Source organism: Pseudomonas sp. Marseille-Q1929 (genome assembly GCF_017316265.1).
In the GTDB taxonomy this organism is placed as follows: Bacteria; Pseudomonadota; Gammaproteobacteria; order Pseudomonadales; family Pseudomonadaceae; genus Aquipseudomonas.
Genome location: NZ_JAFLWU010000037.1, coordinates 42694 through 49213 on the forward strand (window position 1 = coordinate 42694; position 6520 = coordinate 49213).

The 6520-nt window shown below is 61.1% G+C and carries 6 protein-coding genes and 1 pseudogene; 1 reads left to right on the top strand and 6 read right to left on the bottom strand.

The genetic code is table 11. The features are described from left to right. Positions 1–65: 65 nt before the first annotated feature. Genes J1G37_RS26180 through J1G37_RS26190 form a run of 3 tightly spaced genes read right to left on the bottom strand, consistent with a single transcriptional unit; the run spans position 66 to position 2524 of the window. Positions 66–617: a GNAT family N-acetyltransferase gene (locus J1G37_RS26180; RefSeq protein WP_207046402.1), complete on the bottom strand. Its 552-nt coding sequence runs from the start codon at positions 615–617 to the stop codon at positions 66–68. A gap of 5 nt (positions 618–622) precedes the next feature. After that, a complete protein-coding gene (locus J1G37_RS26185) occupies positions 623–1084 on the bottom strand; it encodes an LEA type 2 family protein (protein WP_207046404.1) in 462 nt (153 codons plus the stop codon). Between the two features lie 12 nt (positions 1085–1096). Continuing rightward, a complete protein-coding gene (locus J1G37_RS26190; protein WP_207046406.1) occupies positions 1097–2524 on the bottom strand; it encodes a nucleobase:cation symporter-2 family protein in 1428 nt (475 codons plus the stop codon). Between the two features lie 236 nt (positions 2525–2760). On the opposite strand from J1G37_RS26190, the gene J1G37_RS26195 reads away from it, so the two are divergent. Further along, entirely contained in the window at positions 2761–4386 is a 1626-nt protein-coding gene (locus J1G37_RS26195; protein WP_207046408.1) for a methyl-accepting chemotaxis protein, read from the top strand. A gap of 35 nt (positions 4387–4421) precedes the next feature. Here J1G37_RS26195 and J1G37_RS26200 read toward each other — a convergent pair whose 3' ends face one another. The 3 genes and pseudogenes from J1G37_RS26200 to J1G37_RS26210 all read right to left on the bottom strand — a co-directional run. Beyond that, complete coding sequence (locus J1G37_RS26200) at positions 4422–4796, bottom strand: hypothetical protein (protein ID WP_207046409.1); 375 nt, start codon at positions 4794–4796, stop codon at positions 4422–4424. 256 nt (positions 4797–5052) lie between these two features. Beyond that, a complete protein-coding gene (locus J1G37_RS26205) occupies positions 5053–6030 on the bottom strand; it encodes a D-glycerate dehydrogenase (protein WP_207046411.1) in 978 nt (325 codons plus the stop codon). After that, positions 6027–6395 (bottom strand): annotated as a pseudogene (locus tag J1G37_RS26210) (MFS transporter); the annotation flags it as partial. The pseudogene J1G37_RS26210 and the gene J1G37_RS26205, both read right to left, overlap by 4 nt. Positions 6396–6520: the final 125 nt, after the last annotated feature.

Sequence of the window (6520 nt, forward strand, 5' to 3'; positions counted from 1 at the left end):
GTCGGCCAAGGATGTGCAGGCTGACACACCGCTATCGCAGGCAAGCCAGCTCCCACATTAGTTCTCTATTGGCTGGGGGATTTGGATTTCAGCCATTGCTCGCGGGTCATCTCCCAAATGTCCCGTGGGAAGGTGCCTTCCACAAACTCGCCTTCATCCGTCCTGATCAACCGCATCCCCTCACGCTCGGAAATCCGCCGCGACCCCAGGTTGGGCGCCGCCTTGGGCACCCGCAACAACGGTCGCTGCAGCACGCCAAACCAATAGTCAGTCACCGCTGCGCTGGCTTCACTCATCAACCCTTGCCCCTGCCACTGCGGGCCAAGCCAGAAGCCGCGATTGTTATCCACTTCATCCATCAAGCTGACATTACCGATCAACTGCTCCGGCACACTTTTCAGTCGGATCGACCAGTGCCATTCCGCGCCTCGCGCCATGGCGGGCAGGGCGACGTGTTGCAGGTAGTCGAGGGCGCCGTCGGCCGGGTAGGGCCAGGGCACCAGGGCGTTGAGGTAACGCACCACTTCCCAATGAGGGAACTGCTGCTGGATGCCTTCGGCATCGTCCAACGTCAAAGGGCTCAGGACCAGGCGTTCAGTGAACAAGGTGGGTTGCATGGCAGTTACCAGGTGGCGGTGTTCGGCAGGTCCAGGGTGCCACGGTCCACAAAGCGCATAGTGCCAAACAGCCCGCCCGCCAGCTTGCCCCGCAGCACGTAGGGCAGGTTGTTCAAGCTTTGGGTCTGGCTCAGGCCCAGGGTCTGACGCAACACGGAAAACGCCGAAACACTCACCGGCACCATCAGAACGGTCTCGGAGAAGCGTGGGATGGTGCCAGCCTGGTCACTCACCCCCGACGCCAGCGGGCGGCCATTGACCTCCAGGTCCAGGGCCACGCCGTTGTAGTCGATTGCCGTTTCATTGGGGTTCTGCACCCGCAGCTTCACGGCGAAGCGCACTTCCAGCTCCTGGCTTTGCAGGGGCTCGATGCCCACCACATTGATATTCACCGGGTCACGGTTGGGGAACAGCGCGCAAGCGCTCAGGGTCAGCAGCAGTAACGATAGAACCATTAGCTTGCGCATAAAAAGTGTCCCTTATTTCGTGACGTCCGGGTCCTGCATCACTTTGAGGGTAGAGGACTCCGGATCAAATTCATCTTCTTCCAGCTCTATGAACTCTTCCGGCAGGAAAATGTTCAGCAGGATTGCACAGAATGCGCCCACGGTGATCGGCGATTCGAAGATGTTGTGCAGCGCCTTGGGCAGGTCGCGCAGCACTTCCGGCACGGCGGCGACGCCCAGGCCCATGCCGAGGGAGATCGCCACGATCAGCACGTTGCGGCGGTGCAGGCCGGCTTCGGCGAGGATCTTGATCCCGGCCACCGCGACGGTGCCGAACATGATCAGGGTGGCGCCACCGAGTACCGGCTTGGGCATCAATTGCAGCACCGCGCCAATCATCGGGAACAGCCCCAGCAGCACCAGCAGGCCGGCGATAAAATACGCGACGTAGCGGCTGGCCACGCCAGTCAGCTGGATCACGCCGTTGTTCTGCGCGAAGGTCACCATCGGCAGGCTGTTGAAGGTGGCGGCCATCGCCGAGTTCAGGCCGTCGGCCAACAGGCCCGACTTGATGCGCTTGATATACAGCGGGCCCTTGACCGGCTGCTGGGAAATCATCGAATTGGCCGTCAGGTCACCGGCGGCTTCCAGCGGCGAAATCAGGAAGATCACCGCCACCGGGATAAACGCCACCCAGTCGAACGAGAACCCGTACTTGAACGGCACCGGCACGCTGATCAACGGCACCTGCGGCAACGCTGCCATGTCCACGCGGCCCATCATCCAGGCCACCACAAAGCCCAGGGTCAGGCCGATAACGATGGAGCCCAGGCGCAGGAACGGATTGCTGAAGCGGTTGAGGACCACGATGGTCAATAGCACCAAGGCCGCCAGGCCCATATTGGCGGCCGCGCCAAGGTCCTGGGCGCCATAGCCGCCGGCCATGTCGGTGACCGCGACCTTGATCAGTGACAAGCCCATCAAGGTAATGATGGTGCCGGTGACCACCGGGGTGATCAGCATGCGCAGCTTGCCGATGAACTGGCTCAGCACCACTTCGATAAACGCGGCGAAAAAGCAGATGCCGAAGATCGTCGAGAGAATCTCGTCGGTGCCACCGCCCCGGGCCTTGACCATAAACCCGGCACTGAGGATCACGCTGATAAACGAAAAACTCGTGCCTTGCAGGCACAACAGCCCCGAGCCAATCGGCCCGAACTTGCGCGCCTGCACAAAGGTGCCCAGCCCCGACACAAACAGCGCCATGCTCACCAGGTACGGCACTTCGCTTTCCAGGCCCAGCACACCGCCGACAATCAAGGTGGGCGTGATGATACCGACAAAACTGGCCAGCACGTGCTGCAGCGCGGCAAAAATCGCGGCGGTGAAGTGCGGGCGGTCTTCCAGGCCGTAGATCAGGTCGGATTTATAACGGGGGCGGGGGGCTTGAGCGTCAGACAAAATGCGGGCTCGGGTCAGAAAATGGAGGCGCAGGATGCCAGAAACTGCCTAGCGCCAGAAGTGTAAAAAAATATTTATAAACGCCCTGCATAAATCGGCAAACCCTGCCGATACCTCGTATAGGCCCACATTCCAATGACAACAGTGGTGACCAAAGGTCAGAACGGCGCGTTGACGCCGGCTGATCGTTTCGCGGCAGGGACGCTCGCAAACACTTCTTCTGAGAGCAGCCCCCTATGTCACTTCGTCAGCTGAATATCGCCCCACGCGCGTTTCTCGGTTTTGCCTTCATTGCGTTGCTAGTGGTTTTATTGGGGGTGTTTGCGGTCAACCGCATGACGCAGATACGCCAGTCTTCGGTGGACATGAGCGCCACGCAGTTACCCAGCGTCACGTCCTTGGGCATCATTACGGAAAACGTGCTGCGCCTGCGCATCCTGTCGTTTCGCGTGCTGGTCAACCGCGAGCCGGCCGCGTTGCAAGAAGCTGAAACCCGCATGAGCGCGCTGGGCGACAAGGTCAAGGCGGCCCAGGCCAGCTACGCGGCGCTTCCCGCCGGCCCCGAGGAAGCTGCGCTGTACAAAACCTTCGTCACTACCCTGGACAACTACTTCAAGGCCCAGGCCGAGATGCTGTCCTTGTCGAAGCAAGGCAAGGTCGAGGACGTGCGCCTGCTGATCAATACTCGGATCAAGGATGGCACTGACCTGATGGGCGAGCAGTTGAACAAACTGATCGCCATCAACGCGGCCGACGCCAAGGATGCCGACGCCGAAGCCGGGCACAGTTATCAGGGCGCTATCACCGGTGTGATTGCCGTGTCGGTGGTTGCCGCGTTGCTCACGGTGCTGCTGGCCTGGTTGCTCACGCGCAGCATCGTCGCCCCTTTGCGCAAAGCAGTGGAAGTGGCCGAGACCATCGCCAGCGGCAACCTGAGCAAAGTCATCGAAGACGATGGCAAGGATGAGCCGGCGCGTCTGTTGGGCGCGTTGGCGGCGATGCAGGCCAATCTGCGCCAGACCATCCAGCACATCGCCGGCTCGGCCACGCAGTTGGCCTCCGCCGCCGAGGAATTGAGCGCGGTCACCGAAGAGGCGTCCAAAGGCCTGCAACAACAGAACAACGAAATCGACCAGGCCGCCACGGCAGTCAACGAGATGACGGCGGCGGTGGAAGAAGTGGCGCGCAATGCGGTGTCCACCTCCGAAGCGTCCAGCCAGTCCAATCAGGCGGCACGTGAAGGCCGCGACCGCGTGGTGGAAACCGTTGGCGCGATCCAGACCATGACCCAGGATGTGCAAAACACCTCCGTGTTGATCGAAGGCCTGGCCACCCAAGGCCGCGATATCGGCAAAGTACTCGACGTGATCCGTGCGATCGCCGAGCAGACCAACCTGCTGGCACTCAACGCCGCCATTGAAGCGGCTCGCGCCGGTGAAGCCGGGCGCGGTTTTGCGGTGGTGGCCGACGAAGTGCGGGCCTTGGCCCATCGCACCGCGCAGTCGACCCAGGAAATCGAAAAAATGGTCGCCGGCATCCAGAACGGCACCGGTGAAGCCGTGCAATCGATGCAGCAAAGCAATCAACGCACGCAGAACACCCTGGAAATGGCCCGCGCCGCCGGTGTGGCGCTGGAGCAGATCACCCAGTCCATCAGCCTGATCAACGAACGCAACCTGGTGATCGCCAGCGCGTCGGAAGAACAGGCCCAGGTCTCCCGCGAGGTGGACCGCAACCTGGTGAACATCCGCGACCTGGCGACCCAGTCGGCGGCGGGTGCCAACCAGACCAGCGCGGCCAGCCATGAGCTGTCGCGCCTGGCGGTGGATTTGAATGGGATGGTGGCCAGGTTTGTGATCTAACAGCCGCCAGCTCCCACCGTTTTTTCGGCGGTGTGTCAGGGCGTTCGTGGGTTCAGGTGCAACCGCAGAAACTCGCCTTTTGAGTTCGGTGTGCAGATCTTGTAGTAGATCAGGTGCACGCCGTCGGCGAACAAGTGCAATAGCGCTGCGGGAACCGGAATCACGGTCTCTTGGTCGGCGTGGGTGACGGTGGCCACAATCAACGGCTTTTCATCGGGGCCGCCGATGCACAGGCCTATGGTATCGCCGGGTGTTTGCCCCGCGTAAATGGCGATGGTCACCGGCAAGGTGTTTTTGTGTTGCTTGAGGTATTGATTGGTCACGCCAATCTGGGGAATACCCTCGGGAAGTATGACTTTGACCGGTGTGTCCAGCTTGGGTGCCTGGGCGGCCTTTTTTGAAGTGGGCATGCCATCCTGCTCCTGTTCAAGGGATGTCATGGCCGATTGAAGCGGGTTTCACCGAGCTTCGATACTGGGAGTTCTCACAGCTTGTCAGCTCTGCGAAGTAGGTGTAGCGAGGCCGCGGGAACTGACCTGTAATGCGCACAAAAATGTGGGAGCGGGCTTGCTCGCGAATACGGAGTGTCAGTCGAAACATGTGTGACTGATCTGCCGTTTTCGCGAGCAAGCCCGCTCCCACATCGGTTTTGTGTTGTGTCAGGGGTTATAGCTGCCAGGCAGCGGGGTTCACCAGGTTCTTCGGCCGCTCCCCAGCCAACGCTTGCAGCAGATTATCCACTGCACACTTGGCCATCGCCTCCCGCGTCTCATGGGTCGCCGAGCCGATATGCGGCGTCGCCACCACATTGTTCAACCGCAGCAACGGCGATCCGTGATCCAGCGGCTCCTTCTCAAACACATCCAGCCCCGCCGCACGAATCGTGCGCTGTTGCAACGCCTCCACCAGCGCCGCTTCGTCGACCACCTTGCCTCGCGAGATGTTGATGAAGATCGTGTCCGGACCCATCAACGCGAATTCTTCGGCGCCGATCAGCTTTTCTGTCTCGGCCGTCAGTGGCAACGTCAGGCAGACAAAATCGGCCTGTTGCAGCAGGTCAGGCAAGCTGCGGTACTGCGCACCAAAGCGCTGTTCCACCAACGGCTTGGGCGAATGGCTGTGGTAGATCACCGGCATGCCAAAGCCAAAATGCCCGCGTTGGGCCAGGGCTTCGCCGATGCGGCCCATGCCGATGATGCCCAGGGTCTTGCCGTGCACATCACTGCCGAAGTGCGCGGGGCCGATGTTTTTGTTCCATTGGCCGGCGCGCACCATGTCGGCCAGTTCGACCACGCGGCGGGCGGCGGCGAGGATCAGGGCAAAGCCAGTGTCGGCGGTGGTTTCGGTGAGCACGTCGGGGGTGTTGCTGAGCAGGATGCCGCGCGCGGTCAGGTAGTCAATGTCGTAGTTGTCGACGCCTACCGACACGCTGGCCACCGCCTCCAACTGCGGCGCCAGGTCGAGCAACTGCGCATCCAGGCGTAGGCTGGCGCCGAGCAGGCCGTGGGCGCCCGGCAGGGCATCGCGCAGCTTGGCCAGGCCGGTGGCGTCCAGCGCTTCGATCAGGGTGACGTCGGCCTGTTCATGCAGGCGGGCCATCAAGGGCGCGGAGAGTTTCTTGTACAACACGACAGACTTTTTCATGCGGTCTTTACCTTCAAATCCAGGGTTGGCGCCGGCGCGCGGTCGCTGGCGCCGGGCTTGAGGAAAATCGTCAGCACCACCGACAGCAGCAGCGCGCCGCTCATCAGCAGGTACGACGCGCCGGGCGAGCCGGTGCTGCTATTGAGGTAGCCCACCAGGTACGAGCCGCCGAACGAGCCGAGGGCGCCCATGCTGTTGATCAGCGCCATGGCGCCCCCGGCGACGTTGGCCGGCAGGATCTCCGGGACGATGGCAAAAAATGGGCCGTAGGGCGCATACATGCAGGCCCCGGCGATGACCAGCAGGGTGTAGGACCACCAGAAGTGTTCGGCACCCAGAGCGTAGGAACCATAGAACGCAACGTTCTGGGGCTTGATAAACGTTAGGACATAAGTATTTTATAAACAACAAATTAGAAAATAATTATCGAATCGTTAGTTCAGGTCATAGGTTAGGGGGAGTAGATGGAGCTTCTGTGGGCTACTAAGTC

Excerpts from the sequence above, each read along its gene's own strand:
- J1G37_RS26180 (WP_207046402.1), bottom strand. The coding sequence starts at position 617 with ATGCAACCCACCTTGTTCACTGAACGCCTGGTCCTGAGCCCTTTGACG.
- J1G37_RS26195 (WP_207046408.1), top strand. The coding sequence starts at position 2,761 with ATGTCACTTCGTCAGCTGAATATCGCCCCACGCGCGTTTCTCGGTTTT.
- J1G37_RS26205 (WP_207046411.1), bottom strand. The coding sequence starts at position 6,030 with ATGAAAAAGTCTGTCGTGTTGTACAAGAAACTCTCCGCGCCCTTGATG.
- J1G37_RS26200 (WP_207046409.1), bottom strand. The coding sequence starts at position 4,796 with ATGCCCACTTCAAAAAAGGCCGCCCAGGCACCCAAGCTGGACACACCG.
- J1G37_RS26185 (WP_207046404.1), bottom strand. The coding sequence starts at position 1,084 with ATGCGCAAGCTAATGGTTCTATCGTTACTGCTGCTGACCCTGAGCGCT.